Origin of the sequence: Rhizobium sp. LCM 4573 (genome assembly GCF_001854865.1) — a bacterium.
Classification (GTDB): Bacteria; Pseudomonadota; Alphaproteobacteria; order Rhizobiales; family Rhizobiaceae; genus Neorhizobium.
Map to the genome: position 1 here is coordinate 52994 of NZ_MDDW01000003.1, position 17621 is coordinate 70614.

At 57.0% G+C, this 17621-nt stretch carries 14 protein-coding genes and 1 pseudogene; 4 read left to right on the forward strand and 11 right to left on the reverse strand.

Going from position 1 to position 17621, the window contains the following annotated elements:
- Positions 1–98: 98 nt before the first annotated feature.
- The 7 genes from LCM4573_RS07115 to LCM4573_RS07145 form a co-directional block, all read right to left on the reverse strand.
- Entirely contained in the window at positions 99–1307 is a 1209-nt protein-coding gene (locus LCM4573_RS07115) for a trypsin-like peptidase domain-containing protein (protein ID WP_071005908.1), read from the reverse strand.
- 290 nt (positions 1308–1597) lie between these two features.
- Positions 1598–1831 carry a hypothetical protein gene (locus LCM4573_RS07120; RefSeq protein WP_071005581.1) on the reverse strand — a complete coding sequence of 78 codons (234 nt, stop codon included), beginning with the start codon at positions 1829–1831 and terminating at the stop codon, positions 1598–1600.
- A gap of 139 nt (positions 1832–1970) precedes the next feature.
- The gene (locus tag LCM4573_RS07125) at positions 1971–5231 is read right to left on the reverse strand and encodes an error-prone DNA polymerase (protein WP_071005582.1); all 3261 of its coding nucleotides are present in this window, start codon (positions 5229–5231) and stop codon (positions 1971–1973) included.
- Positions 5228–6742: a DNA polymerase Y family protein gene (locus LCM4573_RS07130; protein ID WP_198539689.1), complete on the reverse strand. Its 1515-nt coding sequence runs from the start codon at positions 6740–6742 to the stop codon at positions 5228–5230. Before LCM4573_RS07130 ends, LCM4573_RS07125 begins: the two co-directional genes overlap by 4 nt.
- Positions 6660–7418 carry an ImuA family protein gene (locus LCM4573_RS28480; protein WP_071005583.1) on the reverse strand — a complete coding sequence of 253 codons (759 nt, stop codon included), beginning with the start codon at positions 7416–7418 and terminating at the stop codon, positions 6660–6662. The genes LCM4573_RS07130 and LCM4573_RS28480 overlap by 83 nt, the downstream gene beginning before the upstream one ends.
- Positions 7419–8045: 627 nt before the next feature.
- On the reverse strand, positions 8046–8405 hold the full coding sequence (locus LCM4573_RS28240) for a hypothetical protein (protein ID WP_071005584.1): 360 nt from the start codon (positions 8403–8405) through the stop codon (positions 8046–8048).
- Positions 8406–8744: 339 nt separating this feature from the next.
- Entirely contained in the window at positions 8745–9545 is an 801-nt protein-coding gene (locus tag LCM4573_RS07145; RefSeq protein WP_071005585.1) for a hypothetical protein, read from the reverse strand.
- 350 nt (positions 9546–9895) lie between these two features.
- Between LCM4573_RS07145 and LCM4573_RS07150 the strand changes: the two genes are divergently transcribed.
- From LCM4573_RS07150 to LCM4573_RS07160, 3 genes are all read left to right on the forward strand, one after another.
- Entirely contained in the window at positions 9896–10159 is a 264-nt protein-coding gene (locus LCM4573_RS07150; RefSeq protein WP_071005586.1) for a hypothetical protein, read from the forward strand.
- A complete protein-coding gene (locus tag LCM4573_RS07155; RefSeq protein ID WP_131818947.1) occupies positions 10131–11015 on the forward strand; it encodes a hypothetical protein in 885 nt (294 codons plus the stop codon). Before LCM4573_RS07150 ends, LCM4573_RS07155 begins: the two co-directional genes overlap by 29 nt.
- A 336-nt stretch (positions 11016–11351) precedes the next feature.
- Positions 11352–11798 (forward strand): hypothetical protein, encoded by a 447-nt coding sequence (locus tag LCM4573_RS07160; RefSeq protein ID WP_071005588.1) that lies wholly within the window; start codon positions 11352–11354, stop codon positions 11796–11798.
- Between the two features lie 475 nt (positions 11799–12273).
- On the opposite strand, the pseudogene LCM4573_RS07165 reads toward LCM4573_RS07160, so the two are convergent.
- From LCM4573_RS07165 to LCM4573_RS07175, 3 genes and pseudogenes are all read right to left on the reverse strand, one after another.
- Positions 12274–13039, reverse strand: a pseudogene (locus LCM4573_RS07165) (metallophosphoesterase).
- Complete coding sequence (locus LCM4573_RS07170; protein ID WP_071005589.1) at positions 13036–14952, reverse strand: AAA family ATPase; 1917 nt, start codon at positions 14950–14952, stop codon at positions 13036–13038. Before LCM4573_RS07170 ends, LCM4573_RS07165 begins: the two are co-directional and overlap by 4 nt.
- A gap of 39 nt (positions 14953–14991) precedes the next feature.
- A complete protein-coding gene (locus LCM4573_RS07175) occupies positions 14992–15507 on the reverse strand; it encodes a hypothetical protein (RefSeq protein ID WP_244505259.1) in 516 nt (171 codons plus the stop codon).
- A 324-nt stretch (positions 15508–15831) separates the two neighbouring features.
- Between LCM4573_RS07175 and LCM4573_RS07180 the strand changes: the two genes are divergently transcribed.
- Positions 15832–16371 carry a PIN domain-containing protein gene (locus LCM4573_RS07180; protein ID WP_071005591.1) on the forward strand — a complete coding sequence of 180 codons (540 nt, stop codon included), beginning with the start codon at positions 15832–15834 and terminating at the stop codon, positions 16369–16371.
- A 173-nt stretch (positions 16372–16544) separates the two neighbouring features.
- Here LCM4573_RS07180 and LCM4573_RS07185 read toward each other — a convergent pair whose 3' ends face one another.
- Positions 16545–17318 carry a helix-turn-helix transcriptional regulator gene (locus LCM4573_RS07185; protein WP_071005592.1) on the reverse strand — a complete coding sequence of 258 codons (774 nt, stop codon included), beginning with the start codon at positions 17316–17318 and terminating at the stop codon, positions 16545–16547.
- Positions 17319–17621 lie beyond the last annotated feature (303 nt).

Genomic DNA, 17621 nt, shown 5'->3' on the forward strand with positions numbered 1-17621 from the left:
AGATTGTTGGAACGTCACCAGCAACCATGGAGTTGGAAAGTTCGAGGCTTGTGAGAAATACGGCATTGGTGGAAAGGACCACCGAAAACGGCCGCAGGTCATTTTACGCCTATCTCGATGCCCTTCGCCGCTTCCGGCCGTCCCAACTCATCCTTCAGCCAGCATTCCTTTTTTTTCGCCACATAGGCGAAGGCCTTGCAGGCATTGTCACCGATGCAGGATACAAAGCACTCAAGGTAGTTCGTCTGCCGAAGCCGCTTGTAGTCGCCTCCGGGAATGTCCATGCCTGAGTAGCTAGTGAAGTTTGATATGATGAGGTCGGCCGCCTTCGACGAGGAGTACGCGGCCCTGGCGTCCCTGTTCCGGATGAGGGCGACCACGTTATCCTTTAGGAAGCAAAAACGGTGCTTGGCGTTGTAGGTGATCGCCTTGCACCGGCCGTCACCGTCGCAAGCATTCCGACATCCTTGATAGCTGACCCCCTTCAGGGTCGTGTAATCGAAGCCGATAGCGTCGTAACCTGCGGCATCGACCAAGGTCGTCGGGGCAACCTGGCGCGGCAGGCTCTTTACCATCTCCTCGCGTTGCACCGATGCCTGTAGCTCCACGTTTCCATAGCACAGAACCTGATGAACCGACGGCGAAACCTTATCCGCCAGATCGGCGGTGGATAAAACTGGGTGCCCGCCGTCCTTGTCGCCCGAAAGGCTTGTGACGTTTTGCGACTGCATGAACAGGTCGGCGACCGATGCTTTGATGGCGAAATTCACGTTCTGGGCAGTGATCCCGATTTCATCCGCGGCCTTCTTCGAAAACGTGGCGCTGGTTATCCCGAGCAGTAAACCGTCACGATCGACGACGGGACCGCCCGAATTACCGGGTTGAATCGGTGTAGATATCTGGAGGTAACGGGTGTCGTTCTTCAAGCCCGCCAGTGCGTTTACGTTGCCCGTGGTGATCTTGACTGAATTCGACAGGAGATCGGCCAGCGGATAACCTATGGCGACGATGTCCTCGCCGAGCCGCGTCGGAGCGCGACGGAACGCCAGTGGCGTCCACGGTTTATCCGATGATACCTTGATCAACGCTAGGTCATTGATAGAATCGATCCGCGGATCGGTTGCAATCCCCCTGCCCTTGACCTCGATGCGCTCGCATCCCTCGACGACGTGGGCGTTGGTCATCAGCCATCCGTCGGCTGTCACCGTGAAACCTGTGCCCGATGATTTGGGCTCTTTCGCATGCCCGTGCGCTGACGCCACAGACATGAGAAGAGCCGCCAAGAATGCGCGCCCCGCAACCTTCATATTCGCCCCCACGATCGCGAGAACCGTAGAACACATGGCAGCTCGATTTCAACTACATATTGTAGGGACTATTGATGTGCGGCCGTAGCGAGCCGCTGACACCCGTCGTCCTCGAAGACACACCGGAGGGCGGACTTTTCGGTCCCGTTCGTTTGAGGCCAAGTCGTTCCCGTGACGATAAATTGATGCGGCTTGATCGTTTGTGCCACGCCTGCCCTGGAGCGCGGCACGGTCGGGTATTGGTGGGAGCGATCGGGCAGTCGGCCCACTCCACATCACGGAGAAATGCGTCACGAGGCCGCGAATTTGACCGTCACGCCGCGCTGCCGAAAATAGGCCTGCATTAACTTCCGACCAGAACGATTGTTCTGCACGAGCCTAGCCGGGTCGAATATGGCCTCTTTCAAACCCGCTCGGGTCAACGCTGCCTTGAGAGTTTCGATATGCATGTCGATGTCGGCATTGTCCGCGTGGAGGGACTCATAAATCCGGTTTGTTGCCTCTGCTACCGTAGGTTCGCTCACTCTGTACTCCTGTAGATGTTTGGTGGGCGCTTACCACGTTTTTCTGCGCTGCGGCACCATTGTTCGGTGGCTTTCGTCGTCTCGTTCTAACCAATTTGACAACTGCCCTCAGCTCTCGAACGAGCAAGCCAACTCAACTTCAATGGAAATTCCGCGATTTCACTTTCAAGGTATCAATGTGCAGGTCTGGGATATAGATATCTCTCGCCTGCACGGCAGGCTTGGGATTATCCCGCGGATCAGGCCCGCCTCCATGCCTTGCCTGATCACCACGGCCATGAGGCAGCGGGAATGCGTTGTCGCGTTCACCCAAGCTCGCCAGATCACCGGAGAAATCAAACAGCCGCTGAGCGACGAGGTGGACGACGTCGCCTTCGCGTTGAATCCTCCCGTGGATGCCCATCATCGATGCCGTCATAAGTACCCGCCTCTGGCGCTCGAACAGAGAGGGCCAGACCACCGCGTTGGCGATCCCGGTCTCGTCTTCGAGGGTCAAAAACATGACGCCTTTTGCGGACCCGGGACGCTGACGAACGAGCACCAACCCTGCTGTCCAAAGCCATCGACCATCTCGCTCCCCCATGGCCTCCGCGCACGTGACTATTCGCTTTGCCTTGAGGTCCTGGCGGAGGAAAGACATCGGATGCGCCCTGAGGGTAAGCCCAGTATGGGAATAGTCTTCAACGACCTCCCTACCCTCTGCCATGGATTTCAGTTTGACCGCGGGCTCATTCATTTCGGAGACCGGATGAGCCTCGCGCTCGTCAGCCGCCGCCCACAGTTCCAAGGGTTCATCGCGCAAGGCTTTGATGTCCCAGAGCGCCTGACGGCGTTCCAGTTTCAACGACGGCAGAAATGCATCGGCTTCGGCGAGCTTCACCAGGGAAGCCGTCGGCACGCCTGAGCGCCGCCACATATCGTCGGCGCTCTCGAATGGCTGATCTGCGCGTGCAAGGACAATCCGTGCGGCGTCGACCTGGGATAGGCCCTTGACCACGCGCATGCCGAGCCGGACAGCAAAACGGTCGCTGTTTCCGGCCCTCTCCATCGTGCAGTCCCACCGTGACGCGTTCACGCACACCGGCCGGACCTCTACACCGTGTTGACGGGCATCCGTCACGATCTGGGCAACCGAATAGAACCCCATCGGTTGGCTGTTAATCAGGGCGGTGCAGAAGACGTCAGGATGATGGCATTTCACCCAGGAGCTAGCGTAAGCAATAAGCGCGAAAGATGCCGCATGGCTCTCGGGGAAGCCATAGCTCCCGAAGCCCTCCAGCTGGGCGAACGTCTTCTCCGCGAATTCTCGGGTGTAACCATTGGCGACCATTCCATCGACGAGCTTGTCCTTGAACTTGCTGACGCCGCCGGTGAATTTGAAAGTCGCCATGGCGCGCCTTAGCTGATCGGCCTCGCCCGCCGTGAAGCCCGCGCAGGTCATTGCAACTTTCATCGCGCTTTCCTGAAAAAGCGGGACGCCGAGCGTCTTGCCGAGGACGGCTTCGAGTTCGGGCGTCGGGAACTCCACCTTCTCCTTTCCTTCGCGGCGACGGAGGTACGGATGGACCATGTCCCCCTGGATTGGGCCAGGTCGGACGATGGCCACCTGCACCACCAGGTCATAAAATGTCCGCGGTTTCAGGCGCGGCAACATGGCCATCTGCGCGCGGCTTTCTATCTGGAAGGTGCCGAGCGTGTCGGCGCGCCGGATCATGGCGTAGGTGCGCTGGTCTTCCTGTGGCACATCCGCCAGTCCCATAGGCAGCGCCTTGTGCTCCGTCAGGAGTTCGAAAGACTTCGCCATGCAGGAGAGCATGCCCAAAGCGAGCACGTCGACCTTCATGAACTTCAGGGCTTCGATGTCGTCCTTRTCCCACTCGACGACTTGTCGGTCGTCCATCGCGGCCGGTTCGATCGGCACGAGATCGTCCAGACGATCCTGTGTCAGCACGAAGCCTCCCGGATGCTGACTAAGATGCCGCGGCGCGCCCATTAACTGGCCAGCCAACTCGAGCGCGAGTCGAAGGCGGTAGTCCGATGCATTCATATTGTTTTCGCGGAGTTGCTTCTCGCCCACCCGTTCCTCGGACCATCCCCAGACACCCGACGACAATTGCCCAATGAGGTCCTCCGGCAACCCAAGGGCTTTGCCCACGTCGCGGAGCGCGCCCTTGGCTCGATATCGTGTGACGGTGGAACAGAGGGCCGCCCGCGAACGTCCGTAGGTCTCGTAAATCCACTGAATGACTTCCTCGCGGCGGGAATGCTCGAAGTCCACGTCGATATCCGGTGGTTCATTTCGCTCCATCGAAACGAAGCGCTCAAACAGAAGATCGCCTGTTTCGGGATTGATGGAGGTGATGCCAAGGCAATAACACACTGCCGAGTTGGCGGCCGAGCCGCGCCCCTGACACAGGATGCCCTTCGACCTCGCGAACCTGACGATGCTGTAGACCGTCAGGAAATACGGGGCGTACTTCATGATGCGGATAAGCTCGAGTTCGTGCAGGATCGCTTTACGAACCTTGTCGGGAATGCCTTCGGGATACCGATCGGCCGCCCCCTCCCAGGCGAACTTGGTTAACGATTGCTGCGCGTCCAAGCCGGGGACAATGGCTTCTTCCGGATACTGATACTGGAGCTCGGACATGTCGAACTTGCATCGGCTGACGATCTCCCGCGACCGAGCCAGCGCTTCGGGGTATTCCGAAAAAAGTCGGTGCATCTCCTCCGGAGACTTGAGGAAACGGTCAGCATGACGCTCCCGATCATAGCCGACATCGTCGATCGTCGTTCGATTTCGGATACAGGTCACGACGTCCTGCAGCTGTCGCCGGCCCGGATCGTGAAAGAGGACATCGTTCGTGACGACGGTCTTCACTTTGTGCCGGAGGGCGATGTTCGAGAGATTGTGAAGCCGGAGCCTGTCGTTCGGCCGCCGGCGCAGGCACAGGCCGACATATGCCCTGTCGCCGAAGATAGTCCGGACCTTGCGGAGCTGCTGCGCATAAACATCGTCGGCTTCGTCGGGAACGAGAACTCCGATCAGCCCTTCGCTATACGCTTCCACGTCCGTGAGATCGAGGATGCACTTTCCCTTGCCGCCCCTGCTCTTTCCTAGCGACAACAGGCGTGTCAGGCGCGAGTAAGCCGCACGGTCGGTCGGGTAGACGAGGATCGACATGCCGTCCGCGAGGTCGAGGCGGCAACCGACCACCAGGCGGACGCCGGTGGTCTTGGAAGCTTCCCATGCCCGCACGATCCCCGCCAGGGAGTTACGATCGACGACACCGAGAGCCTCGATCCCAAGTTCGGCAGCCCGGGCGAACAGCTCCTCGGCGCTCGACGCGCCGCGAAGGAAACTAAAATGAGTCGTGACCTGGAGTTCCGAATACCTCATGCGAAGACTCCGTGCATGAACCACTGGTGTGATCCGGTCTCCATATCCACGCCATCGCCAGCCCGAAAAACCCAGTAGCGCTCCCCAACCTCGTCTTCGACGACGAAATAGTCACGCACGGCCTRCATTTCGCGAGGGCGCTGCCACCATTCGCCGAATATGCGTTCTGGGCCATCGGCGCGTTTGACACGGCGGCGCTTGCCACGCCAGGTGAACATGGCGGGCGGCTGATCGGGCAGCAAGGCGACCACCTCGATCCGCTCCGGATTAGGAAGCAGTCTTGTTGGACGTTGCCATTTCCCGGTCCAGTCAGCTCCCGTCTCCTCCGCCGTCGGGGCGATACGGGCTACGGAGCGTTCGGGAACATCAGATGCAACAGGGGTCAGGCGGTACAGCCGCTGACCACGATTGCCGAGGATGTCCATGACTGGCGTGACATCTACAGCTTCTTCCTGGATCAGCGAAGACGCGACCTGCTTCTCCTTGAGAGGCTCGGCCATAATGGCGACTAGCGTGAGCTTCTCGATACCGAAACCAGGATCGATCTTTTCAATGCGGTCGCACAAGAGCTTCGAAAGCCGGGACGGATCGCGCACCGGCTTTGAGAGGCCAGCACGCAGACACTGGCGGGTGTTATCGACGCGATGGACGACGAGGTCAGACCGACGGACGCCTAGACCGCGCTTCTCCAGTTCCGCCGTCAGTTGGCCGACGAGACGGCGGACGTACTTTTCGATCGTCTCCGGAGCGCCGATCGGCTCCTGAAAATTGCGGGAAACCTCGACAAGCTCTGGTGTTCGGAGAGGTTCGATCGGCTCAGAAATACGACCGAAAAGCTGGTCCAGCCGTCGTCCTGGTTCCGGGCCGAAACGCAATGTCAGCGGAGCGCGGGGCATCGCCGACAATTCTCCGACGGTTTCGACACCAAGGATACGCAAACTCTGGATAGTCTCTGATGGCAGTCGCAGACAATGGATGGGAAGAGCGACAACGGCCTTCGTCGTTTCGCCAGCGGGAACGATTGTTGTTTCTGCGGACGTCAACCTTGCTACCGCGTGTGCGGCACCCCAAGTGTCTGCCACTGCAGCTCGGGCAGTCAGGCCGCGCCCTCGGAGCCGATTGACAAGACCGGAAAGCATCATCTCCTCACCTCCATGAAGGTGGGCTGCGCCCTCCGTATCCATCACGATGCCATCGCTGTTATCGACGGCGACAATCGGGCTGTATTGCCTGAGCGCCCAGAGGGCCAACCGCTCGAGAGCGGCGGCATCCGCAACCGGGTCGRCATCGATCATCACCAGATCGGCTACCATTGCCTGAGCCTTACTCGCGGGCATACCCACACGCAGGCCAACCTTGCGAGCGGCCATGTCGACGGCGGAGACCCACCGCTTCGCTCCCGACTTCGAGATGACGACAAGCGGCTTGTCAGCCGGCACGGCTCCCATGCCATGACGACGAATGCGATCCGTCCCGAGAAACGGGAAGTATACAGATACGACCCTTGGCATCACAGGCTCCTATTTCGAACTCAGCACACTCGCCTGCTTTCACTCTCATCAGTTCCGCCAGCCATCGAGGCCTCCCCACGCCCGCCACTGGCAACGGCTCCGACGGCAGGACGCTGATGCGCCACCTGGTCGTTGAGGCCGTCGGATTTCCGTAGTCGGAAGCCTCTGTTTGCCGTCGCCACCTTCTGACAACGATGCCCAAGCTACCTGTCTTCTCCGCCGCAAGATGAAGACGCCGCGAAGCAGTCATAGGTAGCCGAACCAACTCGCCAACGACGGCCGCGAAGCCGCCGAAAGACAAGCCTTCTTCCATCGAAGCCAAGACATCCTCGTCCTTGTCGCCTTCGCAGTAGATGACCCGGTCGGGATGGAGCCCGGCCTGAGAGACCGCGGGCGCGAACAAGTCGGGGCGCGTCAGACACCAGAGAACCTTTCCCGTGGAACGCGCGGCGATGCCCGCCGCAAACAGTGCAGCGGCCGCACCATCTACAGTGCCCGCCCCGCCCCCTGCCACTTCATGCAAGGCACCGAAAGCGAGGCCACCACCCGGGAGCCGCAGGTCTATCTCGCGCACGCCGAAGGGCAACGAGATAGCCTTCCGCGTAGAATTGCCTTCGAGATGCGCGATCCTCCCTCGTAGCTCGGCGATCAGTCTTGAGGTACGCGCATGCGTCATCGTTCGCGAACCTCCTTTTGTTGGCGTTGAAAGCGAATGTTATGTGCAAAAACGACATTTGTTCTCCTTCTGTTCCCTTTAATACTTCGAGTCAAGCGGGTGAAACGGCAGTGTTCGCGCCGCATCCAGAACGCGGGGAAAATTCGCTAAACGAATCAGGAATCTAAGCCTTCGCCAACAGGCTGGCCGAACCTAAGAATTTTTGGAGGGCTTGTAGCCTCAACTACTTTGGGAAATCATTATCGATAATTTTCGCCGCTTGCTCGGGCGTGATCTTTGGGCTGATCGGCAAGATCGCTACTGCTCCAGTATCCAGAGCAACGGAGAGGAACTTGGCGATCATATGAGCTAATTCCGAAGAAAGGGTCACAGTAATTTCGTTATCGGCCGATAGCGTTTGAAGTAGATGTTGAACCTATTCGGAGCGTTGCGGACTAAGGGCTTCGTATTGAATATTGGTCGGGCTGCTCACGACATCCTTTCTCTGATCTGCTTCGCTAAGTCGAGCAATATGATTTTCTTCGTCGGCCTGTGATACTTCGTATCGCAGGCCGTCTTTCAGTTTAATTTTCCTGTTCACTGTCGCCGTCGCCGCTGCACGAGCTTAAACGCTCTACTTTAATTACTTCAATGGAGGCTTTCATGTCCCACAAGCAACTGCTTGGCCTTATCGACGACTGTCTGCAATTCTTTCCATCGTGGCAATGTTTTTTCGGCAATTCGTTCCTCGATCGCGGTGAGCATCCAGCCGGCTGCCTCCACTCTTCCAGCTTCTCTGTGCGTCGCAAAACGTTCAAGACAGGCGACAATTCGTGGCCGGRCCGACCCACCGTCCAACGGAATCGTGGCGGCGAACGTCTGAGCGTTGGCGTACGCTTCTGAGATGCAACTGCGGCGATTCACGTCACTGTTGACAATCACCCCGAGCGTAAAAATCAACGTCTTCAAAAGATCGTCGGTTTCATCGTCCTCGCCATGCGTCGGCATCTGCCCTCCCGCTTTCACAATATTTGCCCGGTATGGGACCACAACCTCCACCGAATTCCATTGCATCCAACGATCGAAGTTTGCGCGGGGATTCCGAAATTGCTAGCCGTTTTCCATTCGCGTACAGATGCCGTGACCCGTACCAAGCTAAGAACCCTCTGGCCATTCTTTTCGAAACGACGAGGYCGTTCTTGTTATAGCGAAGAAGCGCGACTTCGATGCGCTTCGCTGATGTGCCGTAGTTGAGGTCGCAGAGCCTGACAATCTCACCGACGTATCAACACTCCAGCTTGGGAATGTCCGACATCAAGCCGGGCTCCAGCGGGAGGTGGTATTGCCCTAAGCCGACTCGGCCCATCGAAGTCCTTGCAGGACGCAAGCAGCATACCCTTCCGCTGTCGAACGATCCCGATCGGCCTGCTCATCGAACTCAGTATTTAACCCTTCTACGATCAATGAGGCATGCTTCGCGGCATCCATCGCGAGAGCAAGGAGGAGATTGAGATCAGAATACATCGGCAAAGCGTCGGGTTCCTTATCGAAAAGCGAATGCGCCAGCCGACGGTTGCGGAAGTCGCGGACACGTTTGATGGCCGCCTCCTCGTGGGAGCCTACCTCTGAAAGGCGAGCAACTATCTCGAGGTAGGCTGTGATCGTCTTGCTGCAGGTCTCACGGTCTCCAGCCCGATGTTCGGCTTCGATTTCCTCTATTATTGCCGCAATTTCGGGCGAGGGTTGCTCCTCCTCATCGCTCCTGAGGTCTTCGATCCCGGGAAGCCAGTTCGACGCCTCAGCTTGCAACCTCTCCTTTACGCCAGGGATTTCGAAAAGCGCCCCCAACACCTGCACAGAGGCTTTGTCTTGCGTCTCTGGAGGGAATTTCGGATTTTGACCAACATCGAAGATGCGGGCGATATCCATCGCCAGTTTCAGCGCTAGCGCATTCTGAACAATCCCGTATGTGTCGTTGTAAACGGTATGGATGCCGTTCATTCCCCGCGGGATCACGTCGTTGCAAGCCTCCATCACCGAATGCGAAGCAACTGCGGTACCGACGTCCTGCCTCAACATCGGCGCAATCAATTTAATCCTTCTCAAGGCCTCGTCTACATCCATCAGCGCCCCCATCTGTTCAATCATACATCCGGCGCGATCGATCCAACAACAAGATCATGCCTCACTGGCTCTTTGCGGATGTGCGCATAGGCCATCCGTGACACGATCGCGTCGCCCTTAACACGGGTGTCGGGGAAGCGTGGCAAGCTCCTGCGCGACAGCCCAGCGCGTCAACCGCACTGCCCTTCAGAAGGCCGGCTGCTGCAAGGAAGAACATTCCGCTGCAGACCGACCCATCCATCCCTTCTGGACTGAAGTCGTCCTCTTCCCTAACCAAGCCATGGCTGGTTCGGACGGTTTTGACTCATAACGTGAAATCGGCGTTTGCTTGCTGCGAAAACCTGCAGCACGCTTGCTGGGGAGGAGCATGTCAAATGTATGAAAAGATCACATTGCCTTTTGACCCGCAGACTATAGCAACTCTTGAAGGGGTCTTGATTGGAGATTTCGAGCCCACCGCCGAAACACTGATATTCCAGTTTGTGCGAGGCAATGGCGAACGCTTCCAACTCGACCTGCACGAGATACTCCAAGCATTGATCTTTTGTTCAGAGACCGGCGCTATCCCGCCCCTGTCATTCGATTGGGTTAATCAGGCGGCGGCGATCCATGGCAAGGTATTTCAAGAAAATGCATGACTCTCGGCAGGATTACGAGGTGGATCGGGACACCGCAGAAAAGGTGTTGGGAAGAAACTATCCCTGGTACAGACCTCGGGGCAACGACCCCGGCTACTTTGCCGTCTGCTCCAGATGCGACAATCCGGTGCGTCTAATTGGCCTATATACCGGTGGTGTAACGCCCCATGGGCGTCATGTGGGGCGGCCTAAGGATGGCTTCCCGTACTTTGATCGGATTTCGAACGATTTCTGCGCGTACGACCGCCCTAGAGTCATAAACAAGGCTGATCGTCGGGATATTTCCGAGTTTGGAAGAAAAATAATCAGAATCGCAATCGAAGAGTTCGATCGGATTATTTATGTGTTGTCTCAAACACTCGGCTTTCACATTTCGACAACACTTGCTGAGGAGATGCTCCGAGATTGGCTGGCAGAGGAAGGGTATCTTTATACGGGTGCCCACCTAAGGAATGTTCCCTGGATGATCGCATATTTCTCTCGGCGACAATCGCTCTTTGGTCGCCCAATCTGGGGGAACGACGAGCTGGTGGCAGCGATACAGGAAAACGAGCCGAATGCGACATTCGAAAGGCAGGCATTAGCTAAAGGCGACGCATTTTATTCAGTAACGTTTGAATTCATAGGACATCGTACACGCCCTCTGCCTGACGCGAAGACCGAGGAATCCGTGACGATGCGAGTTTTCGGAACCGCTCCGTGGGGTGGAGAAGCGCCGTTGATCCTTGAGCAGCAGGTGGTCTTCGATGACGCACGTTTCGCGGCCCTAATGAACACCGCACCTGAACGCGCGCAGAGAAATGATCGATTGCTCGCAATCGCTCAGAGAGTTGGAGGCCATCTTGTCGGAAAATGAGTATGATATTTCGTCACTCGGTTTCGTAACGTTCGAAACCCCTGGTGGCGTCGCGAACGTTTCTACTGCAACGGTTCTGCAGTGTATACGCATTGCCGTTGAGGAAAAGCGGCTGCCGCCGTTTGATATGACCTCGCCCCAAGAGGTTCGCTCGATCAGCGGAGATCAACTCTTGGTAGATCGACAGTAGAACTATCGAACTCGGCTCGGCGCGAAACTGCCAAGTCCTGTGACCCATGGTTCCGAACTACCAACAGTGAACTGGAAACCTGTCCGTAAGCCTGCGTGATTGCGCCGGCCATCCCGCTAAAGCAGAATTGGGAAAACGGAGCGGCTATGGATACCTTTTCCTCTACGAACCATCAAACCTTGAAACGGCAACCGCGACTCAAATCGCCTATAGTTCTCCGACAGATCGAGGACCATGCCTTCAACGCGGCCTACCCACCGCTGTCCAAGCGCGAGATCGCCGAAGCTCGGGTCGGTTTGCTGAGCTACGGTATTTCCGTTGGCGATGTCCGATTTCTGCTGAATTGGCTGAAAGATGAAATTCCTAGACATGAACATCATCTATCCGAAAAGGACGGTATCAAGATACTGGAGGCCCAGCTCACATTGGCGAAGCTAATTCAAATCGAAAACAGGCACGGCCCAGGCGCTGCGTTGAATTTAGAACACCCTTACATCAGGGCCATGGCAAGCCAAGGCGTACTCGAATCTCGATACTCTAATGAAGAAATCGAAAATGCGCGACGCTACAGGTCACTTGGGGCGACGCCCTGAATCGGACATGTGAAACCCAGCTTCGTCGGGATCGTAGTGCCAATTTTCATATGTGCCCCCAATAACTATTGACACGGCTTCCATACAAAAGGCCCGTTAACGAGGCGTTCCCTTCTCCTTCCCGCTTCCCTCCACCACTCCCGCGTTTTCGCATTCTGCCGCCCCGTGGCTTCCTTCATGAACTCGTCGAAGGTTCCGAGCATTTCTTTTACTCAGACGGCGTAATCCTCCGTAATGAGGTCTAACCAGAAATTCCGTCGTTCGCCTTTGGAAGCGCTGACAAAGCTCTGTTCGAATTCCAGAACCACTGGCCACACATCCGGTAGATGTGGCGGGAAGATCAGATATGAACAGACATTGGCCACCTCTGGAACGATGATTTCCCAGTCTACTCTGGCGTCTTCGAAATTCGTCGGATCGCTCTCGTTGATGCGACCAGGGCACCAACGAGGCGGCCGCGATGGAGAAACCTGTCCTAAATATCAATGGTGAATGATGGATCGAAATCCGTCCTCTCGCCAGGATATCCTCTGGGATTCGAGACGACGCGACAGCTCCCAAGCAGATAGTCGTTCCGGTGGTGGACGTGTCCATGGACCCACAATGCCGGCTGCGCTTCGGCGATCAAGGCCTCCAGATCGGAGGCATAGCAAGCCGAAAGTGGATCATCTCGAAAATCCGGCGATATAGAACGGGCAGACGGAGCGTGATGCGTAACCATCACGGTTTTCCGATCTCCCGCATTCGTCAGTTCGCGCGCGAGGAACGCTCGTGTCTCCATATGTTTGCGAAAGGCGTGGATTGGCTTGAACTTCTGAAATGGCAACTTCGAACTTGATGTTTCGAAAATCGTTCATGCCGGACTGAGCGATGGCCATTGCAAGCTGCGGATCGCGTCCGGTGATGCGGAAGTCGGTCCACAATGTGCCGCCGATGAAGCGAACACCTGAGATGTCGACCGCGTCATTTTCGAGAAAGTGCAGGTTAGGATAGAGGCTGGCGACTTCGCGCGCATCCCGAAGGCCTTCTTGAACGGACCCCCTGTAGAATTCGTGATTGCCGGCGACAAAGACAACGGGCAGCGAAGGATCGATGTGGCGCGCGAGCCACTCTATGCTCGGAACGACACCGCGTGTCAGCAAGTCACCGCAGCAAACCAGCACATCGGCGTCAACAGACGATGGCTGCACGAAAGGAACCCCGAATTCCAGATGCAAGTCCGAGAAGGCCCAAATCTTCATGATCCCAACCTCCGTCGATTTTTACGGGTCGTCTTTGAGCCCGAGACAGAACAAACCTCCCGGACTTCGTCCGCGCTGAGTTCGAGGTTTTCGGATAAACGGCTTGCGAGAACCTCCAGAGCGCGACGGTTGTCTAGGAGAATTCCTGTGGCGCGTTTGTACTCGGCATCCAGTCTTTGCCGTACCGCTTTCTGTAACGTGGGGTCGGCTAGGCGCAGACTTTCCATTGGTCGCCCACCCGATCCCATGTCCGTCAGCAAGTCATCTCCAAAGCCGAAGCTTCGTTCGATCATGGTCGCAAAGTCGGTCGCGATAACCAGGTCGGCCGACGCGTTGCCTCCGGAGCCGGTGAAGTGGTCTCCTAACATGGCACGCTCTGCCGCCATGCCGGCGAGAAAGATTGCAATGATGTCCTGGAAGTGTTTGGCCGTGGCCATCAACGGCACCGGTTCATCGAACTGCGTCGTGCCCATGTGGTTCCGGTCTGCCGTCGGGGGTCTTCTCTCAGTAATTGTTACCTTGACGAGACTTTCAGGCCGAAGGGTGTATCCCACGATGGCATGGCCAACCTCATGAACGGCAAGCCGGAACCGCTCGTCGTCTGTGAGCCTAACCACAGGCGGCATGACGGCCAGAACGTCATCTTCCGTGACCTCCTCCCTTCCGTCCTGCCGCGCTAGGCGACGAGCGTCCCGGGCGAGCTTTTCGACATCCGCGCCGGACCAACCCTCTGTAGAGAGGCGGAATTGCTCCATGTCGCCCACGTATTCGTGACGAAGATGAAACTCAAGGATTGCTTTCCGTGCTTCCCCATCGGGCAAAGGGATATCGATGATCCGTTCAAGTCGTCCTGGCCGCAGGAAGGCCGGATCGATCGCTTCCGGGTTATTCGTCGTGGCGATCACGACAACGCCTTCCCGCCCATCCCCTGGATCAAGGCACTCGAGGAGCCCGTTTACGACCTGCACTTTGTAGTCGTGATTTTGGCCATCCGTTGCTACTCCACGATGGCCGAAGCTATCGAATTCATCCAGAAGCAAGATCGCGGGTTGCGCGGCACGAGCACTTGCAAACGTTTTACGCATGGCCTTGAGCATGTCGCCCAGATGCCCCTTCGCTTGCCACGAAGCCGCGGATTCGGCGATGAGCGTGATCCCGCAGCTGTTCGCCAGCGCCCGGGCATATGTGGTCTTGCCCGAGCCTGGCGGACCGCTGAGCAGGATACCGCGATCGACGTCTCTCCATTCGATTTCACCCCGCATCCACCGCTTGATGTCGCTTGCCAGTTGAAGGCCCCAGGCCTTCGCTTGGCCATATCCATCCATGCATTCGAGCCGGAGCGTCCCAGGTGCGGCCATCTTCGGAGACGGCTCGACATCTGCCGGCGGAAGCGCTTTCAACCGCCGAACAAGGCGATCGATTGGACGGCCTGGGCGGATTGCCAGTCTCACATCGCGCAGGGACTTTGTGGCTAAGTAGATGGCGTCAGACTCAGTGATCGGCAATCCTAGCTTCTTCGCCGCGGCCTTGAAGTGACCCGCGTCAGGTGGCGTGATTTCAGTCCGATAGTCGATCATGAGACTAAGGTCGGCGGAGATTTCGTCCTCGTCCGTGTAGAACAGGACGGCGCGGTTAACGTGCCGGAACTTCGAAATCAAATTCCAGCCGACCGGCGTGATYTCGGATGCTGCATCGACGAGTGGCTTTACATCGGTGTCAATGATGTGGTCCGGGTTCAACAGCCTGCGGGCAGCCAGTTCATAGAGTTCCACATCAACTCCATTTGGGAGTTTGATCGCGATTACAAAGCTTGATGCAGACAGAAACGGACGGATGGCGCGTCTGATTAGCATCGTCGCAACAAGGGTCGCCAAGTTATGCGGCGGCGTGGCCCGCGTTGGAAAATAGGTCATAATTTGCCTCGGTAATGATGGGTTTGACGACGAGCGGCCTCAGGCTCGTATTCGTCTCACCATCGTTTCCGGGCCGATAAGGTCTTCATCGAGCTCAACATCGACGAGTCCTTGGAGAATAAGGGAAGCGAGCGCTGCGATGGGCTGGGTTTCCCGAAGGACGCGGAGGCAATCCGCAAATGAAAGTGGTCCGCTCTCGTCGAGGATGGCGAGAAGCCTTACCCGATCTCCCAACGGGACATTATGGCCGACATATCGAAGAAGATCGACTGCATTCTTCAAACGGAAGCCATCGTAGATTTCCGATCTGTCGACCACACGATAGCGGTACGACAGTGAGGCGGCAGCTTCAGCAATAGTCACCGCGTCTGCCGGCAGCTTACGGTCGAATGCATCAAGCATCCACCAGCCGCCGTCGGTGTCTTGCATGTGAAGGTCGGGCGTGTGGTCCCTTCGGTCCAAGGTCAGCGGAGGTGGATTGCAGGACCAAGAGAGAATGTTTCGGTTTAGCTCCAGAATAGCGGAGAGGTCTCGGACGGCCTTCGAGCGGAACATGGGGCGTTCCGGTCCCTTAACCGTCGTTCGGAAACTGGTGCGTTGAGGGGCTTCGATAATGCCGCGAAGCTTCGGCTGAGCATGATTTCGGGATGCCATACATGACCTCGATACAAATAGTATGGGAACTTCCGCTCGCGCGGCCGTCACTCAACGTATTCGTATCGGAAACAGGGTGGCTTGGGTCATGGCGGAACATATAGAGAACACTCGCCCGCGAGTCAACTACCCTGTACGCCTTCACGTAAATCAACTTGTTGGTTTACATCGTATTAACCACAAGCGGCGACCGTGTCCGCCAAAATTCAGCGGACGTTGGCAAGCATGGCTACCGATATTTTCCTGCTCGACACCAACATACTTAGTGAATCTAGCAAGCCTCGACCCCATCCCATCGTATCTGCGTGGCTTCGGCAGCAGAGGCGCGTCGCCATTCCGTTTGCGGTCATCCTGGAAGTAGAAACCGGGATAGCAGATAAGCATCGATCTAACCCGGAGAAAGCTGAGGAGCTTCGACGGTGGATGGATGAACTACTGGAAACCGACTTCGAGTACCCGGCTGCAACACCCGAGGTCGCCCGGATTTTAGGAAAAATGCTTTGTTGCAGGCCGCTGACTCATCTGTGGCTGGTGAACGAGCGTGCAAACAAGAAGAAACCAGGCCAGGACCTTTTCATAGCGGCAACGTCAATCGTCTACGATATGCCCATCGCAACATTGAACGTCAGGGATTTCGAAACCGTCGACCGCATCTTCCCTCTTCCAGGGGTCTATAATCCAGCGAAAGGCACATGGGCGATACCAAGATTGCGATGCGATAATGAGGACGAGATGATCGAAACCGCACCTGTCATGGTTGCCTGACAAAGTAGCCTCCCCCGCCGACTTGAATTCTGCCGCTGATCGCACGAAGGGCGCTCGATCCCTTCGGAGAGCGCCCTTCGATTAACCCGGACGGCATCGCGCGCGACTAGCTCACTGCGGCAAGCCATCTATGACGGGTGATGGCCTCTAAGTGTGATGTACCGGCTCATTTTTCAAGAGCTCCGGATGATCGAGCTGATGTCACCGAACGACATATCCGACAGCACTACGCTTCGTCGATCGACGAAAACACAATCACGCTTGATCGCGCCGGGATCGGTCAGTTTCGGAGTGATGGAGAGGATAGCGACCTTCCAGTCAGGAAGATTCGGCTGGGGAGCATGCATGACGCCCACGAGGACGGTCAGACCGCGGCGCTCCATTTCGGCCACAGACGTCAAAATGTCGTTGTAGAGCTTACGACGCCCCGGCAGTTCCTCGCCGTCTAAGTGAAATTCGCCCGCCAACGAGAAGGAAGCGAAGTCGAGCCACTCGACGAGATTTGCGATGTCCTGATCGTAGGCGTCGGGAACGTCAGGTCGGTGCACCAGGAAGGCCTGACAATTTATCGCCTCCCTGACCGCCCGATGCGTTTTCATGGGTGCGACCGAGACCTCTTCGAGATTGGCGAGGGTATCGAGCGTCTCCCCTGCTACCTGTTCCGGCCCAAGCGGAATACGGGGTGCGTAAAACGCTCCTTTGTCGTAGCCAAGCGCAAGTGCGATCCTATCGAGAGCTTCTTCGCCGACTTTCTCCCCCCGCTCCACTCTCTCGACAGTCGAAATTGATACACAGGCAAAATCTGCCAGCGTCGAGACCTTCCAGTTCCTCAGGGTGCGTGCCCATCTCACGATAAAGGCCACCAACTCGACAGGTGGTGGTGTCGGAACGTCTGTCCTCCGTTCCGAGGACCTTGCTATTTTCTCGAGTATCTTCTTTGCGTTCATCGAGCATTCTCCTTTCGATGTTCGCAAGATGGTTCAGGATAGCGCGGAATTAGAGAGCGAAAAATCCTTCAGTGGCGACAGCCAGATCGGCGTTCCGACAATCACTGGAGTTCATCCAGCGCAAAATGGCCGCAACGTCGCGATCAGGCTGGGGGACACGCGTTTGACGTCGACCGGACAGTGAACTGACCCGCAGAGAATTAGCAATCTCCTCCGCGCTACTACTGGTTGTTCGGACCGCCCCGCGCGAGGAACTCTCCCGCCCGCTCTTTCTCTGAAATAGAGACAAATCGAATTTCAAAC